The sequence below is a fragment of the Pseudomonas sp. SG-MS2 genome (assembly GCF_009933855.1).
Lineage (GTDB): Bacteria > Pseudomonadota > Gammaproteobacteria > Pseudomonadales > Pseudomonadaceae > Aquipseudomonas > Aquipseudomonas putida_E.
The window spans coordinates 102,347-127,375 of sequence record NZ_MOMO01000258.1 but is presented as its reverse complement, the minus strand read 5'-3'; the positions used below and the strand labels follow the sequence as shown (position 1 = coordinate 127,375).

Sequence of the window (25,029 nt, the reverse complement as noted above, 5' to 3'; positions counted from 1 at the left end):
CCTTGAAACTGCTGATTCTCGATCGTGACGGGGTGATCAACCAGGACTCCGACGCCTACATCAAGTCGCTGGAGGAGTGGATCCCGATCCCCGGCTCGATCGAGGCCATCGCGCAGTTGAGCAAAGCGGGCTGGACGGTGGCCGTGGCCACCAACCAGTCCGGCATTGCCCGTGGCTACTATTCACTGGCAACCCTCGAAGCCATGCATGCGCGTCTGCGCACGCTGGTGGCAGGGCACGGCGGCGAAGTCGGCCACATCGTGTATTGCCCGCATGGGCCGGACGAGGGTTGTGACTGCCGCAAGCCCAAGCCTGGCATGCTGCGGGCAATCGCCGACCATTATCAGGCCGACCTGCGCGGCGTATGGTTTGTCGGCGACAGTAAAGGTGACCTGGAGGCCGCCCTGGCCGTCGGTGCACAACCGGTGCTGGTGAAAACCGGCAAAGGCGAGCGGACGCTTGAAAAGGGTGTCGCGCAAACCACACTGATTTTCGACGATCTGGCAGCTATCGCCAGAGAACTAATCTAAACAATGCGCCCAAGGGCGCATTTTTATCAGGCGGGCAAGCCCGCAACGGTACATGCCACTATGTCGATCCTGCGGGCGATCAGAATCTTTCTTTTTTACCTGCTGCTGGGCACCAGTTCCCTGCTGTGGTGCTCGCTGAGCTTTTTTATCGCGCCATTTTTGCCGTTCCACAAGCGCTACCGCTTCATCAACGTCTACTGGTGCCGTTTTGCCGTGCTGCTGGCGCGGGTGATTCTGGGTATCCACTACAAGGTCACCGGTGCCGAGAACGTGCCCAAAGAGCCCTGTGTGATTCTGTCCAACCACCAGAGCACCTGGGAGACGTTCTTCCTGTCAGCCTATTTCTCGCCATTGAGCCAGGTGCTCAAGCGTGAACTGCTGTACGTGCCGTTCTTTGGCTGGGCCATGGCCATGCTGCGGCCGATCGCGATCAACCGCGACAACCCCAAGGAAGCCTTGCGCCAGGTGGCGAGCAAGGGTGACGAATTGCTCAAGCAGAAGGTCTGGGTGCTGATCTTCCCGGAAGGTACTCGGGTACCCTTTGGCACCGTGGGCAAGTTTTCCCGTGGCGGTACCGCGCTGGCGGTAAATGCCGGGCTGCCCGTGCTGCCGATCGCGCATAACGCCGGCAAGTACTGGCCCAAGTCAGGGTGGGGCAAGCGCTCTGGCACCATCGAGGTGGTCATCGGGGAGCCGATGTATGCCAATGGTACCGGCCCGCGTGCCATTGCAGAGTTGAATGACCGTGCCGCGGCGTGGAACGAAGCGACTCAGCGCCGCTTGGGCTCGTTGCCACCGGTAGATGAAAAACCACACGAGCAGATTGCCTGACGATCTGTGGATAACGTGTTAGCAATTTTTGGATGAAATGCCTCGTTTGATAGCTAAGTCTATGAATTGCCTATTTATTTTTGTGTATGACATTTTTCTGAAAAGCGTGCATAAGTTTTTTTGAGGCATAAGAAAACCGGCTTTTACAGCCGGTTTTTTTATGGCTTCACGACATCATCAGACCTTGTCGATATCCACATCCTTGGTTTCTTTCAGGCAGAAGATTCCCACCACCAGGCTGATCCCGGTTACCAGCACCGGGTACCACAAGCCGTAGAAGATATCCCCGGTGTACACCACCAGCGCGAACGAAACCGTGGGCAGGAAACCGCCAAACCAGCCATTGCCAATGTGGTAGGGCAGCGACATCGAGGTGTAGCGGATACGCGTCGGAAACAGCTCCACCATCACCGCCGCCAGCGGGCCATAAGTCATGGTTGCGATCAGGATCATTGCAACGATCAGCACCACCACCATCACCTGGTTGACCTGCGACGGGTCCGCCTTGGCCGGGTAGCCCGCCTGCTCGATGGCTGTGCGCATGGCTGTTTCGTCAAACCCGTTGATGGTCTTGTCGCCAATGTTCACCACCACTTGGCTGCCCGCCACATTCACCGAGCTGTACGGCAGGCCCTGTTTGACCAGGAAGGTCTTGACCTTGTCGCACGGGCTGTCGAAACGCGCCTTGCCGACCGGGTCGAACTGGAAGGTACAACCTTGCGGGTCAGCGGTGACCACGATCGGCGCCTGACGGCTCGCTGCGTCGATCTGCGGGTTGGCGTAGTGGCTGAGGGCCTTGAACAGCGGGAAGTACAACACCGTGGCCAGCAGCAGGCCGAGCATCAGGATAGGCTTGCGGCCGATGCGGTCGGACAGCCAGCCGAAGAACACGAAGAACGGCGCACCGATCACCACGCTGATGATCAGCAAGGTATTGGCCTGGGCCGGATCCATCTTGAGCATCTGGGTCATGAAGAACAGCACGTAGAACTGCGCCGTGTAGAACGTCACGGCCTGGCCGGCGTTGATACTGAACAGTGCGGTAAGCACCACCTTGAGGTTTGGCCAGGAGGTGAACGACTCGCGGATCGGCGATTTGCTGATCTTGCCCTGGGCCTTCATTTTCACGAAGGCCGGCGACTCATGCATGCTCATGCGGATCCAGGTGGAAATGCCCAGCAGCACGATCGACAGCAGGAACGGCAAGCGCCAGCCCCAGGTTTCGAACTCATCGCCGGTGATGTAGCGGCTGCCCAGCACCACCAGCAACGACAGCAGCAGCCCAAGGGTAGCAGTGGACTGGATGAAGCCCGTGTGGAAGCCGCGCTTGCCGGGCGGTGCGTGTTCGGCCACATACGTCGCCGCGCCACCATACTCGCCCCCCAGTGCCAGCCCCTGCAGCATGCGCAGTACCACCAGGATGATCGGCGCGGCAATGCCGATGCTTGCATAGGTGGGCAGCAAACCAACGGCGAAGGTGGACAAGCCCATCAGCACGATGGTGATCAGGAAGGTGTATTTTCGCCCGATCATGTCACCCAGCCGGCCGAACACCAGCGCGCCGAAGGGCCGTACCAGGAAGCCGGCGGCGAATGCCATCAGGGCGAAGATGAAAGCGGTGGTGTCGTTGACGCCAGCAAAGAACTGCTTGCTGATCACTGCCGCCAGCGCACCGTAGAGAAAAAAGTCATACCACTCGAAAACCGTCCCGAGGGATGACGCGAAAATGATCTTGCGTTCTTCACGACGGCTTGGGCTGCTCGCCGTCGCCCCCTGCTCTTGGATGTAATCCGACATCGTTGCTGTCCTCGGCCCGCAGGCCACAGTGATTATTCTTGTTGTTCCACTGTCGGCAGCTTCTGACCGCAAGCCGCCGGTACTGCACGCACCCGGGTCAGGGCGTCGGTAACGCGTCTTCGTTCAGGTAGGTCTGGGTAGCAGCTCCCTTGAGAATGAGTTGGGCCGCCTTCTCGGCGATCATCAGGGTGGGTGAACAGGTATTGCCGGAGGTGATCTGCGGCATGATTGAAGCATCCGCCACGCGCAGGCCGGGGATGCCGCGTACACGCAGCTGGTTATCCACAACGTCCAGCGGGCCGCTGCCCATACGGCAGGTCCCGACCGGATGGAAGATGGTGGTGCCGATCTTGCCTGCCGCTTCGAACAGCTCCTCCTCGGTCTGCAGGGCAGGGCCTGGCAGGTATTCCTGAGGATCGAAAGCAGCGAGGGCAGGGGCCTGGACGATGCGGCGTGTGATACGGATGGCGTCGGCGGCAACGCGCAGGTCTTGAGGGTCACTGAGGTAGTTGGGGTCTATCAGTGGCGCGCTGTTCATGTCCGAGCTACGGATGTCGATGCGCCCACGGCTAGCCGGGCGCAGGTTGCACACCGAAGCGGTGAAGGCGGGGAAGCGGTGCAGCGGCTCGCCGAAGCGTTCCAGCGACAGGGGTTGTACGTGGTATTGCAGGTTGGCGGTGGCCTGCTCCGGGCTGGACCGCACGAACGCCCCAAGTTGGCTTGGCGCCATGGCCAGCGGGCCGCTGCGGTCGTAGAGATAACGCAGGCCCATACCCATCTTGCCCCACAGGCTGTTGGCCATCTGGTTGAGCGTTCTGGTGTTGCGGATCTGGTAGATCAGGCGCAATTGCAGGTGGTCTTGCAGATTGCCACCGACACCGGGCATATCGTGCCGTACGCCGATGCCGAGCGTTTCCAGCAACGTGCGCGGGCCAATGCCGGAGCGCTGCAGGATGCCGGGCGAACCCACCGCCCCTGCACACAGGATGATCTCGCGGCGCGCAGCGAACTCGTGCCAGGCGCCTTGCCAAAATGCTCTCACTGCGCGGGCACAGGTGTTGTTCAGCAGCACTTGGTCAACCTGCACGCCGGTCAGCACGGTGAGGTTGGAACGGTTATGCACAGGTCGTAAAAAAGCCTTGGATGCGTTCCAGCGCACACCGCTGCGCTGGTTGACCTGAAAATATCCACAGCCTTGGTTGTCGCCGGTATTGAAGTCATCGACCTTGGCGATGCCGCTCTGTTCGGCGGCATCTCGGAAGGCATCGAGGATCGGCCAACTGTAGCGCTGACGTTCCACCCGCCATTCGCCAGTGGCGCCATGGTGATCACTGTTGCCTGCAAAGTGATTTTCGCTGGCCTTGAACAGCGGCAGCACGTCCTTCCAGGCCCAACCGTCATTGCCCTGTTCGGCCCAATGGTCATAGTCCGCAGCCTGGCCACGCATGTAGATCATGCCGTTGATCGATGAGCAGCCCCCCAGCACCTTGCCCCGGGGATAACCCAGGCTACGACCACCCAGGCCGCTTTGCGCTTCGGTCTTGAAGCACCAGTCAGTGCGGGGGTTGCCGATGCAGTAAAGGTAACCGACGGGGATGTGAATCCAGGGGTAATTGTCGCGGCCCCCGGCTTCCAGCAGCAACACGCGGCGGGACGGGTCGGCGGACAATCGATTGGCCAGCAGGCAACCGGCAGGACCGGCACCCACGATAACGTAGTCGAAGACAGAATCGGCTGATGGCATGTGCAACCTCGCGCCTGATTTTTATTCTTGTCGTCGTACATCTTATTGATTAATTTCGCTGAGGAAACACGAGATTTCGCGCAGCCGTTGTGCGTTTTAGCACAGCGAAAAACAGGGAAAGGATGCATGTTCGACTGGAATGATCTGCGGTTTTTCCTCGAGTTGCAGCGCAGTGGCCGCCTGCTCAGCGCTGCCAAGCGTCTCAACACGACCCATAGCACGGTTGCCCGGCATATCGAGAGCATCGAGAAAAGCCTGGGCACCCCACTGTTCGTGCAACACGCGCAGGGCTACGAATTGACGCCCTCCGGCCAGGCGCTGCTCAAGCACGCCGAAGCCATGGAGAACGTCGCATTGCTGGCGCAGGAAGAAATCACCCAGGCCATCACACCGCTGGGCAAGATTCGCCTTGGGGTCACCGAAGGCATCGGCATCATGTTCTTCACCCCACGCATGAACGCGCTGTTCGAACGGTATCCGGGCCTGGAAGTGGAGCTGGTGGCCGTGCCTCGCTTTGTCAGCATCCTCAACCGCGAGGCGGAAATCAGCATTCACCTGGAACGTCCCGGTGCCGACCTGCTGATTACCCGCAAACTCACTGACTACCGCCTGGCCCTGTATGCCAGCCAGGCTTACCTGGACCGCGCGCCACCTTTACGCAACCGTGAAGATCTGGCCCGGCACAGCTGGATCGGCTACGTCGACGACCTGCTGTTCAGCCAGGAGCTGCTGTTTCTCAACAGCTTCTGCCGGGCGCCCAATGTGGCTTTTCGCAGCACCAGCGTAATCGCCCAGCAAACCGCTGCGCGCGCCGGCCTGGGTATCGCCGTGCTGCCCAACTACATGGCTCGCCACGACCCGACACTGGTGCGCGTACTGCCCAGCGAAACCATCCAGCGCAGCTACTGGATATGCACCCGTCGTGAATTGCACAAGTCGGTACGCCTGCGGGTGGTCTGGGATTACCTGCTGGCGCTGTGCGCGCAGGAACAGGCCGAGCTGCTAGCCGAGTAGCGCCTTGCTGGCCAGCAGCAGGGCAGCCGCAAAGCCGGCCACCGAGAACAGCTGCTGCAGGCGAGGCCCGGCCAGCCGCGTCGCCAGTGGCCGCGCCAGCAGCAGGCCAAGCACCGCGCCCGCGGCAAAAGGTGCGCCCACCTGCCAGTGCATAACCCCGGCCAGGCTGGCACTGACCACGCTACCTGTAGACACCAGGGCGATCACCGCCAACGAGGTCGAGACGATGCTCTTCATACGCAGGTTGGTGTAGCGGTTCAAGGCAGGGATGATCACGAAGCCACCCCCCACCCCCAACAAGCCGGACAACAATCCCGAAAGCGCTCCGGTCATGGCCAGCGCCCGCGCGCAGGGCAGTGTCCAGCGCAAACGGCCCTGCAGCGGGTTGAGCACGCACGGCTCGATGAAACGGTGGGCTTCGTTGGCCTCGCCACGCAACTCGCTGGCAGCCTTGCGCCAGATGCGCAGGCATGCGTAAACCAGCACGCCGGCGAACACCAGGGCCAAGGGTGTGTCGGGCAGACGATGGGCGAGCATCAGCCCGAGCGGTGCAGCAGCGATGCCGATCAGGGCGATGAACAGCGCGGCGCGATAACGCACCAGCCCTTGGCGCAAGCCGAGGATCGCCCCCACGGCAGCGGCAAGACCTACGGCAAGAAGGCCAATGGGCGCAGCTTCGACCATCGACAGACCAAGGCCAAACACCAGCAGCGGCACCGCCAGGATGCCGCCCCCCGCGCCAGTCAGCGCCAGCACTGCGCCAATGATCGCGCCCAGCCCGGCACCGAGCAGTTGATGTTCGATCACCGTGGTGCCTCGGCCGCCAGCGGTTGCGGCCGTGCCAGCCACTCTCGTCCCTTCAGCATGCCTTGCCAGTACAGCGGCGGCAGCACTCGCGCCTTGAGCAGCCAGGCCAGGCGCGTCGGCTGGCGGCCATCCAGCAACCAGCGCGGGAAGCTCGGCGCAACCTTGCCGCCATAGGTGAACTCGGCAAGCACGATCTTGCCGCGCTCGACCGTCAACGGGCAGGAGCCGTAGCCATCGTACTGGGCAAGGTTAGCCAGCCTGCCCAGCGCCACCAGCACGTTGTTGGCAACCACCGGAGCCTGCTTGCGCGCAGCGGCCGCAGTCTTGGCGTTGCTGGTGCTGGCTACATCGCCAAGGGCATGGACATTGGCAAACTGGCGATGACGCAGCGTATGCGGGTCGACATCGACCCAGCCAGCGGCATCGGCCAATGGGCTTTGACGAATGAAGTCCGGGGCAACCTGTGGCGGCACCACGTGCAGCATGTCGAAAGCTTCAGTGCGGGTTTCAGTGCTGCCATCGGCAAAGGTGCGGACAAAGGTGGCGCGCTTGTTCGGGCCATCTACTGCAGCCAAACGGTGGCTGTAATTGAGGTCCACACCGTACCTGTCGATGTAGGCCATCAGGGCCGGCACGTAATCGGGCACACCGAACAGCACTGCGCCGGCATTGAAGAAGCAGGCTTTGATATCGCCCAGCAGCCCCTGGCGCATCCAGTGGTCGCAGGACAGGTACAGCGCCTTCTGCGGCGCACCGGCGCACTTGATCGGCATGGGCGGCTGAGTGAACAGGGCGCGGCCTTGCTTGAGGTTCTGCACAAGCTCCCAGGTGTAGGGTGCCAGGTCGTAGCGGTAGTTCGAGGTGACGCCGTTGCGCCCCAGGGTATCACTGAGCCCGTCAATGGCAGCCCAATCGAGCTTGAGGCCGGGGCAGACCACCAGCTGTTCATAGCTGATGGTGCGACCATCTTCGAGCATGACCAGCTGGCCCAGCGGGTCGAACCCTTGCACGCGCGCCTTGATCCAACGCACGCCACGGGGGATGGTCGAGGCCATGGTGCGCGCGGTGCTCGGTGCCTTGAACACACCCGCACCGACCATGGTCCAGCCGGGCTGGTAGTAATGAACGTCGGCAGGGTCGATCACCGCGATATCCAGTGACGGGTCGCGGCTGATGAGGCTGGAAGCAGTGGCGATGCCGGCAGCGCCGGCACCGACGATGACCACCTTGTGGTGGTCGGAATTAGCAGGGGACAACAAGGCAGGCATGGCGTAAATCCTGGGAATTCTAATGATGGGGCAGGGCGCTCAGAGCTTGTTCAACGGGATCTTCAGGTAGCTCACGCCGTTGGATTCCGGCTGCGGAAAATGGCCACTGCGCATGTTGACCTGCACCGAAGGCAGGATCAGGACGGGCATCTCGAGGGTCTTGTCACGCGCTTCACGCATGGCGACAAAGCTGTCCTCATCGATGCCCTGGTGAACATGAATGTTGCTGGCGCGCTGCTCGGCAACGGTGGTGACATAACGCATGTCACGCCCGCCCGGCAGGTAGTCATGGCACATGAACAGCAGAGTCTGGTCAGGGAAGGCCAGCAGGCGGCGGATCGATTGGTACAAGGTGCGAGCATCAGCGCCTGGGAAGTCACAGCGTGCGGTACCGTAGTCGGGCATGAACAGGGTGTCGCCCACGAACAGTGCTTTTTCTCCCGCATCCTCTATCAAGTAACTCATGCAAGCGGGGGTATGCCCAGGCGTGTGCAACGAGCGGGCGTGCAGGTTACCTATGCGAAAGCCTTCTTCGTCCATGAGCAACACATCGAACTGGCTGCCATCACGGGCGAAGCCCGGCTCGGCGTTGAACAAGTCGCCGAAGACTTTCTGTACCTTGGTGATCTCGGCGCCAATGGCGGTGTGGCCGCCGAGCTTTTCCTTGAGATACGCCGCAGCTGAAAGGTGGTCGGCGTGTACATGGGTTTCCAGAATCCACTGCACCTTGGCGCCCAGGCTCTGTACCCGATCAATCAGACGGTCTGCAGACTCGGTGCAGGTGCGGCCTGACTTGGGGTCATAGTCCAGTACGCTGTCGATCAACGCACACTGGTTGGTCTCGCGGTCCAGTACCAGGTAGCTGATGGTCGAGGTGGCGTCGTCGAAAAAGGCTTCCACCTGAAGGTTGTTGCCGATGATCATCACGTTCTCCAAATAATCCACCCCGCCTTTTAGAGGCGTAGGCAGTGACGGGTGGTTTATCAAGATGCATGCCAGGGGTTTAACCCGTGCCAAGGCCAGTGAAATCGGCCCCTGATGGCGCATGACAGCCCGGTGTGGCAGTTGCGCTGGCAGTCGACTGTCAGCCAATGGCAGTGTTTGGCAGTCCTTGTTACCCTCAACGGCTTATCCAATCGGTGCCGTCATGCCTGAATCCCATCCCCTCATCCTAGCTCTGGTTTCCTACCTCGAACACGATGCGTTGCCTACCATCGTGCTGGACACCGACTACAACATCCTCGCAGCCAATGCCGCCTATCGTCGGCAGTTCGGCCGTGACGACCGTGCGCCACTGGGTGAGAAGTGCCACCGGGTTTCCCATCACTACGCCGTGCCTTGCGACCAGGCCGGTGAGCATTGCCCCATGCGCAAGGCCTGGGACAGCAAGCTGCCGGAACGGGTACTGCACATTCATCACACCCCGCGCGGGCCTGAGCATGTGGATGTGGAACTGCGGCCGATCCTCGATGAGCAGGGCAGGGTGGTGGCCTTCGTAGAACGCCTGACCACGGTCACACTGGCCTCGGCGCAACCTCAACAACAGGGCCTGGTCGGCCGGGCGCCAGCGTTCAAAACGGCACTGGCCAGCCTGCAACGTGCGGCCCCCGCACAGATCCCGGTATTGCTCCAGGGTGAATCCGGTACAGGCAAGGAGCTTTTCGCCCGGGCGATCCATATGGGTAGCCCACGGGCGAATGGCCCTTTGGTGGTGGTCGACTGCACCGGCTTGACCGAGTCACTGTTCGAGAGCGAGCTGTTCGGCTATGAGAAGGGAGCCTTTACCGGTGCCAACCAGCGCAAGATCGGCCTGGCAGAAGCGGCCCACGGCGGCACGCTGTTCCTCGACGAGATTGGTGAGGTGCCACTGGCGATGCAGGTCAAATTGCTGCGCCTGATCGAATCCGGCACCTTGCGCCCGGTTGGCAGCCTGCGCACCGTGCATGCGGACTTCCGCCTGGTGTCTGCAACACACAAACCGCTCAAGCAGATGGTTGCCGAGGGTACGTTCCGGGAAGACCTGTATTACCGCATCAGTGGCTTTCCCATCCGCCTGCCTGCCTTGCGCGAACGCGTAGAGGATCTGCCGCTGCTTGCGCAGAGCCTGCTGCAACGCATGGCAGGCAAACCTGCCGCGAGCCTTACTGACGCTGCGCTTCAACAATTGGCCCTGCATACGTTCCCAGGCAATATCCGCGAGCTGCGCAACATCCTGGAACGGGCGCGGCTGTTTGCCGATGATGGGCTGATACGGCCTGAGCATCTGCCGGAAGATGTAGGCCCGCAAATCGCAACCGGTGCGAACAAGGGGCGCGCTCGCAGCGACCTGAGTGATCTGGCACAAGCGCTGGAACAGTTTCAGGGCCCGCGTAGCGAACTGGCGCGCCACTTAGGGATGAGTGAACGTACGCTGTATCGGCGCTTGAAAGCGCTGGGGCTGAATCCGGCTTAGTGCTTGGCGATTCTTTACCGGACCTTTACCTCTTGCCAGGGATTACTCATCGCGAATCACGGTCTGAAGCATTAACCGTAATCGGCGTCTCGTTGAAACCCGCCGGACGTGAACATGCAAAGGATCGACATACGATGAAAAAAAGCCTCTCTGTGCTCTGCGCTACCTTGATGCTCAGCGTACCACTGGCCAGCTTCGCCCAGCCCGGCCCGCCTCAAGGGCACGATGGCGACCGCTCGCATCAGGGCCAAGGTCATCCGCAGCAGAGCAAGCAGCAAGGCCATCCGCAACAACATGGCAAACCCGGCAACGGCCAGGCTCAGTCCTACCGTAATCCGAACTTCCGTCCACAACCGGGGATGCCGGTACCTCACCAGCAATGGAAGCGCGGCCATGTGGTAGACCCGCACTATCGCAATGACCGTTACTGGGTGACCGACTGGCGCGCCCGGCACCTCTCGCCGCCGCCCCGCGACCACCGTTGGTTGTACGTCAACGGCGACTACGTGCTGGTGGCCATTGCTTCCGGGGTGATCGTAAACATCCTCAGCGGCTACTAAGGCCGTATAAAACCAGCCGCCAACAAAAAGCCCGCTTGCGCGGGTTTTTTGCTGGGTTGTGGATTGAAACTTCTAGTCTGTTAACTATTCGATCAGTCTCTTGAAGGTACTGCACATGATTGCGCGTTGGCGTTGGGTAGCGGGTCAACTCACCAAGCGACTCTGGTTCAGAGCCTCTCTGTTCTCCATTCTGGGTGTGGCGACTGCATTGCTTGCCATCCTGTTCAGAGACTTCATCCCGCAAACCTTGCCAGCGCGCATCGGCGCAGATGCAGTGGACAAGATTCTCGGGATCATTGCCTCCAGCATGCTGGCTGTGACCACCTTCTCATTGAGCACGATGGTCACCGCCTACGGGGCCGCAAGTAGCGGGGTGACCCCGCGTGCCACAACGCTGGTCATGGAAGACACCACGACCCAGAACGCGCTGGCCACATTCATCGGTTCGTTTCTCTTCAGCCTGGTTGGCATCATTGCCCTGAGTACCGGCCTCTATGGAAGCCAGGGCCGAGTCGTGCTTTTTGCGGTGACGCTAGCTGTCGTGACGCTGATCATTTACACACTGCTGCGCTGGATAGACCACCTTTCCAAACTCGGACGGGTCGGAGAAACCATTGACCGTGTGGAAAAGGCGGCGATAGAGGCCATGGCTCATCGCATTCGCTGGCCCTATCTGGGAGGCTCAGCGTACCCGGTAGACCTTGTACTACCGCTGTCCGCGCAAACCATTGCCAGCAACCAGACTGGCTACGTCCAACATATCGATGTGCAAGCCTTGGGCGCCATTTCCAAAGCGCTACAGATCCGGATCTATGTGGAAGTTCTCCCAGGTAGTTTTGTCCACATCGGTATGCCGGTCGCTCGCATTGTACCTTTGAGTGACAAGCATCCTGATGAGCAAAGCCTCAAGGACACGCTGGCGACGTTGACCATAGGCACCCGAAGAACCTTTGAACATGACCCGAGGTTTGGGCTATGCGTGCTATCGGAAATCGCATCCCGCGCGTTGTCACCAGCGGTCAATGATCCGGGCACCGCTATTGATGTGATTGGCAGAGGCCTTAGAACTTTGACGTACTGGGGCAAAGCACACGCTTGCGAACCGGACCAGGAAAAAAGCTGCGAGTGGGTCCACCTGCGAGGGTTGACGGTGGACGATTTGTTCGACGATTTTTTTGCCCCTATCAGCAGAGACGGCGCCGCTCTTCTAGAAGTCGACCTTCGGTTGCTCAAGGCACTTGTCAGCCTGGCCCAGATAAACCCCGCGCTTTTCAAGCAGAGTTGCATCAGGCATGGGGAGCAGCTTGTCATGCGTGCAGAGGCGTCACTTACACTCGCGCATGAAAAAGATCAGCTGAGGTCAGTGCACGTGAAGCTCAGGACGATTGAATGACAGCCCAAACCAAAAAGCCCGCTTGCGCGGGCTTTTTAGTGAGAACAACCTGTGTAGGTTCACAAAATAGGTGATAGGCCAGACCCCGTGAAATTGGAATCTTCGCCATTTTTTTTGTGAAATGAAGGGGTGCTTTTCACAGAAAAGCCGAGAAATCCCTACTCACCAATCACAAAAGTTGATTGGCCTGGAAAGGGCCGTTTACGACCGACGCGTGACTTTTCGGTAAGGGATGAGGAGTAGTCGCAGCGATCCTTTAGCTCCTAGTCTGGCGACCTTGGGTTCAGAATCCGACTGGCAATGCCCGCCGTCACTACTTCAGAGGAACCAGCTTCCTCTGCTGCCAAAATTGCGGGGGCTCATGCTGGTACCCAGGCCCGACAAATGCGCAGTTGCAGCCCTCAATTGCAAGGCTATCCAAAGCGGCACGCGTGTCAATCAAGATCTGATGCATGACGATGGCCGGCCTCACGGAGGTGAAACCGGAGATTCAGAATGACTAAACCGACCCCGTAGACACCAACCTCCACGAAGGCCGCTATCGACCCAAAGCTGTCCTTCAAGAAAGGCAGCTAACGGCGAGAAGCGGTCATTTTGTATCTACAGGTTTCGGGGCGATTCACTCGTCTGATGCTCAGGAGCACCAGGATGGGCGTCAAGGAGGTGGTCATCTTGAGGTGGACTATGCTGACCAGTTGCTCTCAAATCTAATCGTGAGGTCCTCCATGGCAAACCCCAATCTGCTGGCTCTATTCAGAGATGAAGTCCTTCTGACCGGGCCTGAAAGCTCCCTACCTAGCAACCTATCTCAGTTCTGGCTTGAGGAGCTCCAGAATCATCTGGAGAGGTATTTCGACGGTTTGAACTCGGAGTCAGATGCAGAAGAGAAGGATCTCGACATCTCCCTCCCACTCGCAGCGATCATCCACATCTTGTTCGCAAAAAATGGTGGGGAGGAGATATCCGAGAGCTCTGAAAAGCTGTACGAGTATTTCCAAGACTACCGGCTCGAACTGGCCCTTGAAGAGATCACGCGAAAGACTCATGTGGCTGCCGAGGCTGCAACCATTGAGACCATCTTCACCAACCGAGACGTCCTGGTGGAGCAAAGCCCCCTTCTTCAATAGGTACCTCCACCGATGCCATCGCCGGCGGGCACGCTCCGAGGCATTGATGGAATGCATTTTGACGACTGCCGAGATCAGCGAATGAAAGAAATTGCTGCGCCGATGTTCGATCTAATCGCTTTGTCGCTTCCACGAGGGTTGGGGTTTGGGGACAGCCCGCCAGTAGGGGCATGGCTTAGTGAGGACGGAATTTCTTGTGCCGCTCTAACCCGAAATATCAATTCCGGCAGCTTCGGAATTGTCACCTTGCGGCGTCGTGTCGATAGCGTGTGGGTGCTCCTCAGCCATGGTGAGTGCACCACTGGCGAGTCCGAAGCCCGCGCCTCAATCAGCCATTTTCTCTATACCCAAGCCCATCCGCTTCCACTCCCTTCAGGTGAACGACGACGTGCTCCTCTAAGCAGAATGGGTAAGCGCACACCAAGCGTGGTGTTCAAATCACTATTTGATCCAAGCCGCCGTATTGGGGCGTGGGCGCTGAATCAACTGTATCTCGCACTGCCATCCCCAGACAGAAATTGGGTTCCCGATTGCCAGACTGAGAATTTTCACACCCGCCTCTGGGAAGCCCACCTATTAGCGATTTTTCGTGAACAGGGACTCTTGGTCACCCAGCCTAAAGAATCACCCGATTTTCACATCGAGAATAGGCTGGGAGATGAGGCCTGGGTTGAAGCAGTGACAGCCAACCCGGAAGAGCGGTATGAGCATTTTGGCGCCTCGCCGGTCCCCCCACCCGCTGACCGACATGAGCGTTTCTTAGGAGCGGCTGCAGAAAGGTTTGCGAGGACCATCCAAAACAAATTGGACAAGCGTTACGAATCCCTACCGCACGTGGAGGGTAAGCCGCTCATTCTGGCCTTAGCCGATTTCCATGCGCCCAGTTCAATGCTGTGGAGCAGGGAGTCGCTCATCAGCTATCTCTATGGCTTTGCAGTTCACTCATCTGCGCATCGTGGTACGCACCTGATAACTGTGGAGGAAGAGACATCTCTGCTATCAGGGCGCCCCAACGGCCTATTTACGCTAATGGAAAATGCCCATCTTTCAGCGGTCATTTTCACCAATGCCTGCACAGTGCCAAAGCTCAGCCGAGTGCCGATCTCAGGTGGAGCTCATCTAGACGGGTACCGATACTTGCGGTTTGGTGAGTTTTTCGACCGTTCTCCGGGAGCATCACGAGGTATCCCATTTCTGTTGGATGTAGCGTCCAGCGACTACGGTCAGCTCTGGCCGCAATATGGCTACGAGCCGTGGTCTGCTGAAGTGGAGGTATTCCATAACCCTATGGCACTATACCCGGTGCCTAATGAGTTGATACCAGAAGTCACCCACTGGAGAGAAGTAAACGGAAGAGTCGAGTGCGAATCTTTCTTTGATGTATCCATACTCCGATCCAGAACACTCGTCCTCAGTGCAAACGCTAAGGTTCCGTCACTCGATGAGTTGCTGACAGCAGCCAGTCCTCCAGAGCTCTGACGGCGGCGGGGTGGCCGCATCGTTGCCACGCAGGTAGATGAGAATTTCTCAGCAAGCTACCCAGCCAGGGGAAGGACATGAGATCCCCTGCGCAATTCAGGACCGTTGAAGCGTCACCTCTCTTCGGGTAAAAGCATGACCGTCATACAACGCTACAACAGCGTCATACCCGAGAGCATAGGAAGAAAAATGTCGATCCAAGGACTAAAACGATACTTTGGAAACAAGATTCACGCAGTGATAATGATGGCCCCGCTTAAGCGGGAAATGATACGCCTCGGCATATGCACCCTTATGGCGATTATTCTGAATATCATCTTGTATACCGGCGTTGAAGTAGACGGCACCATCAAGCCGTGGGCAGAAACCCCGATAAAACTGTTTGCATCGTCGATGTTATTCGCCTTCATGATCAAGGCTTTTCTGCCAGTTCTCGGCTGGACGATACTGAAAGCAATGCTGTTGAGTGCGAACAATGCCTTCAGCGGCATACTGAGTTTTTTGGGCAATCAGTTCACAGGCGTCATGTACTGTACCGGAATTATTATGGGTTCTATCACGATTAAATTGTATATGGTTTCCGGGGTTTTAGACTCTGAGTTTGCTTATCTGTCCGCAATCGTATTTGCTTCCGGGGTTTTATATTTCTATGTGCTGCAATGCGCCATTCAAAAAACAATGAGTCCGGCCCTGCGTACACCAGCAGTACCGCGTTAAACCACTAGGCTGTGACTATTCATCTCTGGTGCTCAGTAGGCGCTCGCTCTGCTGAACCCTCACCCATACACAACCATTAATGGACTGGCCCGCCTTCGACTTTATGAAGAAGGCGAGCGAGCACGTGACTGATTGCGCATGTATTCCGAGATGAGACTTTCGAAATTGATGTCCGCCTCCTCAACGAGAATATTGACGTGACAGTACAGCTCTTCAGGACCTCTGAGATAATTGAAAATCCTTGATCTAACGATGCCGCAAACCCCTTCTTTGACCGCCGTAGAGGGGAGGTTGATAACATCGCCAACGCACGGGATAAGAGCTAGGCCATGGTCGCTGTTGAAGACAATGTCAGCTGGACAGGCATCAATGCTGGCATCGGATTGTCCTTGCGAAACCTGCTGATAATCAATGCTATACCTCATGTACAGCCTACCTCATTTGTTGAGTGAGGAATCAGCGCCGCGGATCGTAAACAGAAACCTCAAGTTCGCAAGCGACGGGAGCATGTAGCGGATTTTCGGTACTAGAGAGCTTGGCAACTATCGTTTTTCAAGCACATACCCTACGCCCCGAAGCGTATGTATCAGTTTGGTCTCGAAAGGGTCATCTATCTTGGCTCTGAGTCTTCGAATCGACACCTCTACAACGTTTGTGTCGCAGTCAAAATTCATATCCCAAACCTGCGAAATAATTTGGGTGCGGCTCAGCACCACACCGGTATTACGCATCAGGTAATGCAGTAACGCGAATTCTTTCGTGGTCAGGTCAATGCGCTGACCGTCCCTGAATGCCCTGTGCCGGCTCTGATCAAGCTCCAGGTCAGCGACGCGAATGACCTCTACGGATGCAGGGTGATCTGACCTGCGCATCAAGGCGCGAACCCGGGCCAGCAGCTCAGGGAACTCAAATGGCTTGATCAGGTAGTCATCTGCTCCGTTCTCCAGCCCCCGGACCTTATCCGCCAGCCGGCTTCTCGCCGTCAGCATCATGATACGGGAAGGGCAGTTTTTACGACGCAACAACTCAAGGACCTGCCAACCGTCCATCTCTGGCAGATTTATATCCAGGATAATCAGCTCATATTCGTGCTGCTTAGCCAAGAATAATCCATCTGACCCGGTGTGGACGCAATCTACGACATAGCCACATTCCGTCAGACCTTGACGCACATACTCCGCAGTTTTTACTTCATCCTCAATTACCAGAATTCGCATGGGATTTTGTCTCGATATCACTGAGCAATTAACCGCGCACGCGCGCCGGCATTATTGAAAGGGATGGTAAATCAAAATGAGCGTGCCGGGGCTCAAATGACGGATTTGTAATTTCTAGGTAATACAGTTGATAGTCTGGCGGTATATCTTGTCGCGGTTTGGGTTTGACAGTTGCGGGCCCTCTCTCCAGCAGGTGATTTGACCTTATGAAGTATTGGGTTATTTTCTTCTTTGTGCTGGCTTCGTTCCGCTCAGATGACGGCGAGGTCGCTCACATTGAAGAGACTGGTCATTGGTGTAGTCATGAACTTCACCGGCATGCGATGCGTACAATCGAACGCCTACTTGAATTTTAGGCAAAAAAAAGGCGCCCAATGGGCGCCAAATATCCACCTTTTACCAAAGGAGCACTTAAGCCACTCAAGGTGAATGCGTAATGCTCGTTTTACTAACAGGACCCGCCAATGGATAACTGGCCCAGTTAGCGAATTACAGAATCGAAAGCGGGTACTCGATGATTACACGAGTTTCATCCAGATCCGATTCGAAAGCAGTGGCACGCGTGGTTGCCTGGCGCAACCGGAAGGACAGATCTTTTGCCGGACCGGTTTGGACAACGTATTTGACTTCGACGTCACGCTCCCAACGCTTCTGATTGTCGAGCGGGTTGCCGTTGTCGTCGGTGCGCATGTAGAACTGGTTAGCGTTCGAGTAATCCGCACCCGAGCCTCTGGCGTAGCGCGTCATGAACGTCAGGCCTGGAATGCCGTAGCTGGTGAAGTTCAGGTCATAGCGCAGCATCCAGGAACGCTCTTTCGGCGAGTTGAAGTCGCTGTACTGGATGGAGTTGTCGACGAAAATCGAGTCCGACTGACGCAGGTAGTCGAAATCGTCGTCGCCGTTGTTGCGCTGATGCGACAGGGCCAGGGTGTGGGCACCGTAACGCACACCGACCTTGGCACTCCAGATGTTGTTGTCGAATTCACCCAGGCGCTTCTTACCTTCATCTACGGCTTTGTAGTAGTTGAAGCCACCGATCAGCGCCAGATCGTCGCTCAGCGGGTAAACCACGCTTGTGCCGGCGTAGTACTGATTCCAGACGTCTTTCAGCTGGCTGGCGTAGACGCTCACAGTCCAGTTGTCGTTGATCGAGTAGTCACCGCCACCGTAACCGATCCATGGCGAGTTGACCGGGCCGCCGTAGAACGTCACGAAGTTGTCGTTCAGGTTGCTTGAGACCGGCTGGCTCATCGCATGCAGACGACCACCCTGGAGGGTAAGGCCCTGGATGCTGGTGTTCTCAACGGTCACACCGCGGAAACTCTCTGGCAGCAGGCGAGAGTCACCCGATGCGACGACCGGGGTCGATGGGAAGACATCACCCACTTTCACGATGGTATCGAACAAGCGGACTTTGGCTGCGCCGCCGACCTTGGTGTATTCGTCGCGAGCTTCACCCTTGTTATCAACGGGCAGCACGTCGAAGGAGCTACGGCCGCCGTTGCGCCCATCACCGGTGTCGAGCTTGAGGCCGATCATGGCAAAGGCATCAACGCCAAAGCCAACGGTACCTTGGGTAAACCCGGAGTTGAATTTGCTGATGATCGCGTGCGCCCAGGCTTCGGAGTAGCCGTTCGTATTGCCCTTGCCACTGTTGTAAGTGGGGGCGGTGCTGTCGCGGTTATCACGGTTGAAGTAGAAGTTACGGTTCAACACTGTAAGGCTGCTGCCTTCAATGAAGCCTTCTGGCTTGTCTTCAGCTTGTGCCGAAATAGCATAGCTTCCAGACAGCGCAGAAACTGCCGCCAAATACAGTGGTACTTTGATTTTCATCCGATGCTCCTTTGATTCACGGCAGTTTTTATTATGTTTACCGGCGCGGGTGTCGTTAGTTGTTCTGACCCGGCGGCGCGCCTAGCGTAGCGCGAGCTCATATTTGCAGGCCGAAGATAACGGGAGGGTGATAGGACAATTACAATTTCGTCATCTACCTGTTATTCGGCACCTTCGCACCGCGTGTTTGCCATCTCTGTTGCTTGTATCGAAATCATCGTGTCGGGTTGGGTTTCCCAGTATTTACGGGCATTACAAAGCTTTCTTACGAAATTGTAATTTTCTAGCCACCCCTCTGATAGCTACCGCTCATTAGAGTGCCATCACCTAATCAAGTGGGGCTTGGCAGCTGTTTCGGCGTTCTCGCCAAGCTTTATCGAAGTTTGTGCACGAGGACCATCAAAGTGCCCCGGTATAACCGCAATGTCTTACCCAAGACCCCCGTCTCGCCCTGGAAGATCGCTGCACTCTGTGCAGTCATCTCTGGGTTGATGGCGCCTGCAGCCCTTGCCCAAAGCATCAGCTTGCCCCAGGCGCTTTCGACGGCCATGGATGCCAACCCAGACCTGGCCGCGGCCAGGCAAGAAATTGGGATCGCTGATGGTGCTCGCAAGCAGGCCGGGCTTATCCCCAACCCCACAATCTCGTATGACGTGGAAGACACCCGTCGTAACACCAGCCAGACGACTGTCTCTCTCAGCCAGACCCTTGAGCTGGGCGGTAAGCGGGGGGCTCGTGTTGACGTCGCCACATACGGGCAGACCGCCGCACAGCTTGAGTTAGACCGTCGCGTTAACGGCCTGCGTGCAGATGTCGTCCAAGCCTTTTACGCCGCGTTGCGGGCCCAGACAGGTCTCGACCTGGCCAAGCAATCTCTCGAACTGACTGAGCGCGGTCTTCGCATCGTCGATGGCCGTGTTCGCGCAGGTAAGTCGTCCCCAGTGGAGGCGACCCGCGCTCAAGTGCAACTGGCCGAAGCCCAGCTGCAAGTTCGACGTGCAGAAACGGAAAAAGCGACCGCTTACCAACAGCTCGCTCAAATTACCGGGAGCTCAGTCACCGTGTTTGATCGACTCGAATCGCCAACCCTCTCCCCGGGCTTGCCACCTCGCACTGAAGATCTGCTGGCTAAGCTCGACCAAACAGCAGAAATGCGTCAGGCCGTGGTGCAGATAGACAAGAGCGATGCCTCGCTCGGCTCAGAGAAAGCTCAGCGTATCCCGAACCTTACTGTCAGTGTAGGTAGCCAGTACGACCGCTCTGTGCGCGAGCGGGTCAACACTGTGGGCCTGTCTATCCCTTTGCCGCTGTTCGATCGTAACCAGGGCAACATTCTTTCCGCTTCTCGTCGTGCAGATCAGGCCCGGGACCAGCGCAATGCTGTTGAGCTGCGCCTGCGCACCGAAACCCAAACCGCGTTGAACCAATGGTCCACCGCCATGCAGGAGGTCGAGTCCTACGACAAGACCATTCTGCCTTCAGCCCAACAAGCCGTAGAGACCGCAACCCGCGGCTTCGAGATGGGCAAATTCGGTTTCATCGAAGTGCTGGATGCCCAGCGCACCTTGATCGTCGCTCGTGGCCAATACCTCGAATCGTTGGCAGCGGCGACCAATGCGCGTGCGCAGGTGGAAAGGGTTTATGGCGAAGTCGGCTCAACCGCCGGCACTCGCTGAACGGGCCAAACATTTTCTTCGGCACACAGCCTTGAACAAGCCGGTGCCTACGATCAGCAGGAGTAGCAATGGATAACAAACGCAAGATCGCCCTCGCGGTAGCCGCTGTGGCAGCCCTCGGATTTGGCAGCCTTGCCTGGAACAACAGTTCCGGACAGCAGGCCGCCAGTACTGCCGAGCATGGCGCTAACGATGGCCATGGCGACGAAAAGAAAGCCGCATCTGCCGCCAAAGAGGAAGGTGATGAGGGCCATGGTGAAGAAGGCCACAGCGAAGAGGGCGGTGAAGAAGAGGGCAAGCTGACGCTCAGCGCTGAACAGATCAAGGCCGCTGGTGTTGCCCTGGAAGCTGCAGCGCCTCGTGACCTCGGTACCGTCGTGAGCTTCCCTGGCGAAATTCGCTTCGACGAAGATCGTACTGCCCACGTGGTTCCTCGTGTTCCTGGCGTTGTTGAGGCTGTCCAGGCCAACCTGGGCGAGACGGTCAAGAAAGGGCAAGTCCTCGCGGTAATCGCCAGCCAGCAGATCTCTGACCTGCGCAGCGAACAACAGGCCGCACAGCGTCGCGTCGAACTGGCGCGTGTGACCTTCGAACGTGAGAAGCAACTGTGGCAGGACAAGATCTCTGCAGAGCAAGACTACCTCCAAGCACGCCAAGCGCTGCAAGAAGCGGAGATCTCCTTGGCCAACGCCAAGCAGAAGGTCGGCGCAATCGGTGCCTCGGTTAACTCCGTTGGCGGTAATCGTTACGAGCTCCGCGCTCCCTTCGACGCCGTGGTAGTGGAGAAACACCTGACCGTCGGCGAAGTCGTCAGCGAGGCGACCAACGCCTTCATCCTTTCCGACCTGAATCAGGTCTGGGCGACCTTCGCAGTTCCGCCGACAGATCTGGGCAAGGTCACGACTGGCCGTGCAGTGAAAGTCTCTTCGCCTGACATGAACGTCGAGGTCGGAGGGAAGGTGGGTTATGTCGGCAGCCTGCTGGGCGAGCAAAACCGTGCAGCTACTGTCCGCGTCACCTTGACCAACCCCAACGGCGCCTGGCGTCCAGGCCTGTTCGTAAACATTGCGGTCACCTCCCAGACCGATCGAGTTGCCGTAGCGGTCCCTGAGCACGCTGTGCAGACCGTTGAAGACAAACCTTCGGTATTCGTACGCACCCCAGATGGCTTTGACACCCGCCCGGTAAAACTGGGTCGCCGCGACAATGGGTACGTGGAAATCATCGACGGTATTGAAGCCGGCGCCCAGGTAGCAACCAGTGGCAGCTTCACACTCAAGTCCGAGCTCGGCAAAGCTTCTGCCGAACACGGTCACTGATGCGAACTGACAGGATGATTTCTCATGTTTGAACGTATCATCAGATTCGCCATCGAGCAGCGCATCGTAGTAATGATCGCCGTTCTGATCATGGCGGGTATCGGTATCTACAGCTATCAAAAGCTGCCCATCGATGCGGTACCCGATATCACCAACGTCCAGGTGCAGATCAACACTGCAGCGCCTGGTTACTCGCCCTTGGAAACCGAACAACGGATCACGTTTCCAGTTGAAACGGCCATGGCCGGTCTCCCGGGCCTTCAGCAGACCCGTTCCCTGTCTCGCTCTGGCCTGTCTCAGGTCACCGTGATCTTCAAGGATGGCACTGACATCTTCTTTGCCCGCCAGTTGATCAACGAGCGGCTGCAGGTTGCGAAGGAACAGCTGCCAGAAGGTGTAGAGGCCGTCATGGGTCCGGTATCTACCGGCCTCGGCGAGATCTTCCTGTGGACTGTTGAAGCCGAAGATGGCGCGGTCAAAGAGGACGGTACGCCGTACACCCCGACCGACCTGCGCGTGATCCAGGACTGGATCATCAAGCCTCAGCTGCGTAACGTCCCGGGTGTGGCCGAGATCAATACCATCGGCGGTTATGCCAAGCAGTTCCTGGTTGCGCCGGATCCAAAGCGCCTGGCTACCTACAAGCTGACACTCAATGACCTGGTCGCAGCGTTGGAAAGTAACAACGCCAACGTCGGTGCCGGCTACATCGAGCGTAATGGTGAACAGTTGCTCATCCGTGCACCGGGTCAGGTAGGCAATATCGAAGACATCGCCAACATCGTGATCACCAGTGTGGATGGTGCACCGATTCGCATCAGCAGCGTTGCTGACGTCAGCATCGGTAAAGAGCTCCGTACAGGTGCTGCTACTGAGAACGGCCGCGAAGTCGTGCTCGGTACCGTGTTCATGCTGATTGGTGAAAACAGCCGCACCGTATCTCAAGCTGTCGCCGCCAAATTGGCGGACATCAACCGCACCCTGCCAAAGGGCGTGGTGGCTGTGACTGTTTACGACCGTACCAACCTGGTTGAAAAAGCCATCGCGACGGTGAAGAAGAACCTGGTGGAAGGCGCGATCCTGGTTATCGCCATTCTGTTCCTGTTCCTCGGCAACATCCGTGCGGCTCTGATCACCGCGATGGTGATTCCGCTGTCCATGCTGTTCACCTTCACAGGCATGTTCAACAACAAGGTCAGTGCCAACTTAATGAGTTTGGGGGCACTCGACTTCGGCATCATCGTCGACGGTGCCGTGGTTATTGTAGAAAACGCGATCCGTCGACTGGCTCATGCGCAACATAAGCATGGCCGCATGCTCACCAAAACCGAACGCTTCCACGAGGTCTTTGCCGCGGCGCGAGAAGCTCGCCGGCCGCTGATCTTCGGTCAGCTGATCATCATGGTGGTGTACCTGCCGATCTTCGCCCTCACCGGCGTCGAAGGCAAAATGTTCCACCCGATGGCCTTCACCGTTGTGATGGCGCTGCTGGGTGCAATGGTCCTGTCCGTTACCTTTGTTCCTGCAGCTATTGCCATGTTCGTCACTGGCAAGGTGAAGGAAGAGGAAGGCGTGGTCATGCGCACAGCTCGACTGCGCTATGAACCGGTTCTGCAATGGGTGCTGGGACATCGGAACATCGCTTTCTCGGCCGCAGTAGCCTTGGTCGTGCTCAGTGGTTTGCTGGCAAGTCGTATGGGTAGCGAGTTCATCCCAAGCCTCAGTGAGGGTGACTTTGCGATGCAGGCCATGCGTGTGCCTGGAACGAGCCTCACTCAATCTGTCGAGATGCAGCAGCGTCTGGAGAAAGCGGTGATTGCGCAGGTGCCTGAAGTTGAGCGGATGTTCGCACGCTCGGGTACCGCAGAAATTGCATCTGACCCGATGCCGCCGAACGCCTCTGACGCCTACATCATGCTCAAGCCTCAGGATCAGTGGCCTAACCCGAAGAAGCCTCGTGATGAGCTGATTGCTGAAGTGCAGAAGGCCGCAGCGGGTGTTCCAGGAAGCAACTACGAGTTGTCGCAGCCAATCCAACTGCGTTTCAACGAGCTGATTTCGGGCGTGCGTAGTGACGTCGCTGTGAAAGTCTTCGGCGATGACATGGACGTGCTCAACAACACCGCCAACAAGATCGCGGCAGCGCTCAAAGCGGTCCCGGGCTCATCGGAAGTGAAAGTTGAGCAGACATCCGGCCTGCCGGTGCTGACCATCAACATTGACCGCGAAAAAGCAGCACGCTACGGCCTGAACATCGCGGATGTTCAGAACTCGATCGCTATCGCCGTGGGTGGCCGTCAGGCCGGCACGCTGTATGAGGGCGACCGTCGGTTCGACATGGTAGTACGCCTACCAGAGACCGTTCGCACCGACGTAGCGGGTATGTCCAGCTTGCTGATCCCGGTACCTGCCAATGCGGCACAGGGTGCCAATCAGATCGGCTTCATCCCGCTGTCCCAGGTCGCCAATCTGGACCTGCAACTGGGCCCGAACCAAATCAGCCGCGAGAACGGCAAACGTCTGGTTATCGTCAGCGCCAACGTTCGAGGCCGCGATCTGGGGTCCTTCGTTGAGGAGGCGACCGCATCGCTGGACAAGAAGGTGCAAATCCCTGCGGGCTACTGGACGACTTGGGGGGGCCAGTTCGAGCAGCTGCAGTCGGCTGCCAAACGCCTGCAGATCGTTGTTCCAGTCGCCTTGCTGCTGGTCATGACCTTGTTGTTCCTGATGTTCAACAACCTGAAGGACGGCATGCTGGTCTTCACCGGTATTCCATTCGCACTCACCGGTGGTGTTGTGGCGTTGTGGCTGCGGGACATCCCACTGTCGATCTCGGCAGGTGTCGGCTTCATTGCACTGTCCGGCGTTGCAGTACTGAACGGCCTGGTGATGATTGCCTTCATCCGCGGGCTAAGGGAGGAGGGACGAACGCTCAGACAGGCAGTCGATGAAGGTGCATTGACCCGTCTGCGACCTGTTCTGATGACAGCCTTGGTAGCGTCCCTGGGCTTCATCCCGATGGCTTTGGCCACCGGCACCGGTGCCGAAGTTCAGCGGCCATTGGCGACGGTGGTGATTGGCGGGATCCTGTCCTCCACCGCACTGACCTTGCTGGTACTGCCTGCCCTGTATCACTGGGCACACCGCAAGGATGAAGACGGCGACGAGGCCGAAGTGGTTAGCTAACAGCCTCCGCTAAAGAGAAGCCCACAACACGTGTTGTGGGCTTTTTTGTTTAAAGTGAAGTAGATGCACTTACCTTTCA

General features: G+C 57.9%; 20 protein-coding genes. 12 read left to right on the top strand and 8 right to left on the bottom strand.

What is annotated here, in order from left to right; genetic code table 11:
• Positions 1–2: 2 nt before the first annotated feature.
• Positions 3–530, top strand: a complete 528-nt coding sequence (gene gmhB, locus BLX42_RS24825; RefSeq protein ID WP_046786800.1) for a D-glycero-beta-D-manno-heptose 1,7-bisphosphate 7-phosphatase — start codon at positions 3–5, stop codon at positions 528–530.
• 60 nt (positions 531–590) lie between these two features.
• Positions 591–1,361, top strand: a complete 771-nt coding sequence (locus BLX42_RS24820; protein ID WP_046786799.1) for a 1-acyl-sn-glycerol-3-phosphate acyltransferase — start codon at positions 591–593, stop codon at positions 1,359–1,361.
• A 177-nt stretch (positions 1,362–1,538) separates the two neighbouring features.
• On the opposite strand, the gene BLX42_RS24815 is transcribed toward BLX42_RS24820, so the two are convergent.
• Together BLX42_RS24815 and BLX42_RS24810 are read right to left on the bottom strand one after the other, a co-directional pair.
• Positions 1,539–3,158 carry an MFS transporter gene (locus BLX42_RS24815; RefSeq protein ID WP_046786798.1) on the bottom strand — a complete coding sequence of 540 codons (1,620 nt, stop codon included), beginning with the start codon at positions 3,156–3,158 and terminating at the stop codon, positions 1,539–1,541.
• A 97-nt stretch (positions 3,159–3,255) separates the two neighbouring features.
• On the bottom strand, positions 3,256–4,902 hold the full coding sequence (locus BLX42_RS24810; protein ID WP_161872858.1) for a GMC family oxidoreductase: 1,647 nt from the start codon (positions 4,900–4,902) through the stop codon (positions 3,256–3,258).
• 126 nt (positions 4,903–5,028) lie between these two features.
• Here BLX42_RS24810 and BLX42_RS24805 point away from each other — a divergent pair, with 126 nt between their 5' ends.
• Complete coding sequence (locus tag BLX42_RS24805; protein ID WP_161872857.1) at positions 5,029–5,916, top strand: LysR family transcriptional regulator; 888 nt, start codon at positions 5,029–5,031, stop codon at positions 5,914–5,916.
• Here the strand turns inward: BLX42_RS24805 and BLX42_RS24800 are convergent.
• Genes BLX42_RS24800 through BLX42_RS24790 form a run of 3 tightly spaced genes read right to left on the bottom strand, consistent with a single transcriptional unit; the run spans position 5,905 to position 8,915 of the window.
• Entirely contained in the window at positions 5,905–6,723 is an 819-nt protein-coding gene (locus BLX42_RS24800; protein ID WP_046786795.1) for a sulfite exporter TauE/SafE family protein, read from the bottom strand. The two genes, BLX42_RS24805 and BLX42_RS24800, sit on opposite strands and share 12 nt — an antisense overlap.
• Positions 6,720–7,991, bottom strand: a complete 1,272-nt coding sequence (locus tag BLX42_RS24795; protein ID WP_115273211.1) for an FAD/NAD(P)-binding oxidoreductase — start codon at positions 7,989–7,991, stop codon at positions 6,720–6,722. Before BLX42_RS24795 ends, BLX42_RS24800 begins: the two co-directional genes overlap by 4 nt.
• A 39-nt stretch (positions 7,992–8,030) precedes the next feature.
• Entirely contained in the window at positions 8,031–8,915 is an 885-nt protein-coding gene (locus BLX42_RS24790) for an MBL fold metallo-hydrolase (RefSeq protein ID WP_046786793.1), read from the bottom strand.
• Between the two features lie 223 nt (positions 8,916–9,138).
• Here BLX42_RS24790 and BLX42_RS24785 point away from each other — a divergent pair, with 223 nt between their 5' ends.
• The 6 genes from BLX42_RS24785 to BLX42_RS24760 all read left to right on the top strand — a co-directional run bounded on the left by BLX42_RS24785 (position 9,139) and on the right by BLX42_RS24760 (position 15,719).
• Positions 9,139–10,443, top strand: a complete 1,305-nt coding sequence (locus BLX42_RS24785) for a sigma-54-dependent Fis family transcriptional regulator (RefSeq protein WP_115273210.1) — start codon at positions 9,139–9,141, stop codon at positions 10,441–10,443.
• 134 nt (positions 10,444–10,577) lie between these two features.
• On the top strand, positions 10,578–11,003 hold the full coding sequence (locus BLX42_RS24780; RefSeq protein WP_115273209.1) for an RcnB family protein: 426 nt from the start codon (positions 10,578–10,580) through the stop codon (positions 11,001–11,003).
• 115 nt (positions 11,004–11,118) lie between these two features.
• Positions 11,119–12,396 (top strand): DUF2254 domain-containing protein, encoded by a 1,278-nt coding sequence (locus BLX42_RS24775; RefSeq protein WP_119688004.1) that lies wholly within the window; start codon positions 11,119–11,121, stop codon positions 12,394–12,396.
• Between the two features lie 725 nt (positions 12,397–13,121).
• Positions 13,122–13,523, top strand: a complete 402-nt coding sequence (locus tag BLX42_RS24770) for a hypothetical protein (protein ID WP_153428583.1) — start codon at positions 13,122–13,124, stop codon at positions 13,521–13,523.
• A 51-nt stretch (positions 13,524–13,574) separates the two neighbouring features.
• Complete coding sequence (locus tag BLX42_RS24765; protein WP_196997244.1) at positions 13,575–15,002, top strand: hypothetical protein; 1,428 nt, start codon at positions 13,575–13,577, stop codon at positions 15,000–15,002.
• 189 nt (positions 15,003–15,191) lie between these two features.
• Positions 15,192–15,719 (top strand): hypothetical protein, encoded by a 528-nt coding sequence (locus tag BLX42_RS24760; RefSeq protein WP_012269855.1) that lies wholly within the window; start codon positions 15,192–15,194, stop codon positions 15,717–15,719.
• 101 nt (positions 15,720–15,820) lie between these two features.
• Here the strand turns inward: BLX42_RS24760 and BLX42_RS24755 are convergent, their stop codons facing one another.
• From BLX42_RS24755 to BLX42_RS24745, 3 genes are all read right to left on the bottom strand, one after another.
• Complete coding sequence (locus tag BLX42_RS24755; RefSeq protein WP_010951457.1) at positions 15,821–16,144, bottom strand: hypothetical protein; 324 nt, start codon at positions 16,142–16,144, stop codon at positions 15,821–15,823.
• A 117-nt stretch (positions 16,145–16,261) separates the two neighbouring features.
• Positions 16,262–16,936, bottom strand: a complete 675-nt coding sequence (locus BLX42_RS24750) for a heavy metal response regulator transcription factor (RefSeq protein WP_003253420.1) — start codon at positions 16,934–16,936, stop codon at positions 16,262–16,264.
• A gap of 489 nt (positions 16,937–17,425) precedes the next feature.
• Positions 17,426–18,769: an OprD family porin gene (locus BLX42_RS24745; RefSeq protein WP_003253422.1), complete on the bottom strand. Its 1,344-nt coding sequence runs from the start codon at positions 18,767–18,769 to the stop codon at positions 17,426–17,428.
• A 404-nt stretch (positions 18,770–19,173) separates the two neighbouring features.
• Between BLX42_RS24745 and BLX42_RS24740 the strand changes: the two genes are divergently transcribed.
• From BLX42_RS24740 to BLX42_RS24730, 3 genes are all read left to right on the top strand, one after another.
• Complete coding sequence (locus BLX42_RS24740) at positions 19,174–20,445, top strand: TolC family protein (RefSeq protein ID WP_135002145.1); 1,272 nt, start codon at positions 19,174–19,176, stop codon at positions 20,443–20,445.
• A gap of 68 nt (positions 20,446–20,513) precedes the next feature.
• Complete coding sequence (locus BLX42_RS24735) at positions 20,514–21,764, top strand: efflux RND transporter periplasmic adaptor subunit (RefSeq protein WP_161872856.1); 1,251 nt, start codon at positions 20,514–20,516, stop codon at positions 21,762–21,764.
• A gap of 24 nt (positions 21,765–21,788) precedes the next feature.
• Positions 21,789–24,950: a CusA/CzcA family heavy metal efflux RND transporter gene (locus tag BLX42_RS24730; protein ID WP_010951454.1), complete on the top strand. Its 3,162-nt coding sequence runs from the start codon at positions 21,789–21,791 to the stop codon at positions 24,948–24,950.
• Positions 24,951–25,029: the final 79 nt, after the last annotated feature.